The sequence below is a fragment of the Stutzerimonas sp. LR2 genome (genome assembly GCF_055755175.1).
In genome coordinates this window covers 1-996 of the sequence record NZ_JBVTRR010000046.1, presented here as the reverse complement: position 1 = coordinate 996, position 996 = coordinate 1, and the positions used below count along the sequence as shown (strand labels likewise).

The window sequence follows — 996 nt, the reverse complement described above, 5'->3', positions numbered from 1 at the left end:
GGCGGTAAATGGATCAGCAAGGAGTATCGCCGCGTAGCCAAAGCGTTAGGGTACGACATCCCAGCGGTAAAGCGGCAATCTGACCCGGCGCGAGAACAACGAACTGAGGCCATCAACCAACGAATGCAAGAGCGTGTTCGTGATGTGCACTGCCCGAAGTGTGGCGGGGTACTGAAGCAGGTTCGTTCCGGCTCTATGAAAGCTAACTGCGAACCTTGCGGCAATCGGTATACGTTGCTCACCGTCCAGAGAAAAAAGTCGCGCTAACCTTCCTGGTCGCTCGCAATGAGCGACCTCATCTCCTTTTTTCGTCACCGCCGCCCACCCCCTATAATTAGAGTATCCACCCCTTTGAAATGGTATCAAGATGCTTTTTTCCTTTTTTACAGATGGCGTATCAGGGTTCATTTTCATGTGGTTAGTAGCCATCTTGTTCATCATCTGGACTTGTATATAAGGAACTGCTATGCCTGAAGCTATCAAACAAGGTGCCGGAACCATAACGACCAGGGATCTGTACTTTCGCTATACCGCCTATAACGGACGTCGTCATACAGTCAAAGTGACCGCATTCAACTTTGACGGAGGCGCATATGTTCAGGATTTCCCTAGTGTGACGATCCCCGCAGGGAAGATAAGAGTGCTCCGATGTACTTGTGGTGCCAATAACTGGACTGACGACGGCCGCTACATCAATGATTACTGCTGCGGTTCCTGTGGGGCATACGTGACGATTTGCGTTGAGAAATGAGGCATTTTCAGAGCGCTACATTGTTTTTGAAAATATAGACCGCAATAGGGCTGTAGAGCCTTCGTCAGCTGATCGGGTAGGGCGAAACTAATTGCACAAGGTAAGAAAACTAACACGCAATTAGGAGTCATCATGAAAGCTCAAGCTGTTCGCAACCGTTCATTTGATGCCATTAAAGCCCGCGCAGCAAGCGTCATCAATGCAGTAATCATGCATGAGGCCACCAGCGCTGTTCTCTTCGCTCT

General features: G+C 49.6%; 1 protein-coding gene. It reads left to right on the top strand.

Annotated features, from left to right (window positions below):
- On the top strand, window positions 1–267 hold a 267-nt coding region (locus ACVRRC_RS21915; protein ID WP_472997563.1), incomplete at its 5' end, for a hypothetical protein.
- Window positions 268–996: the final 729 nt, after the last annotated feature.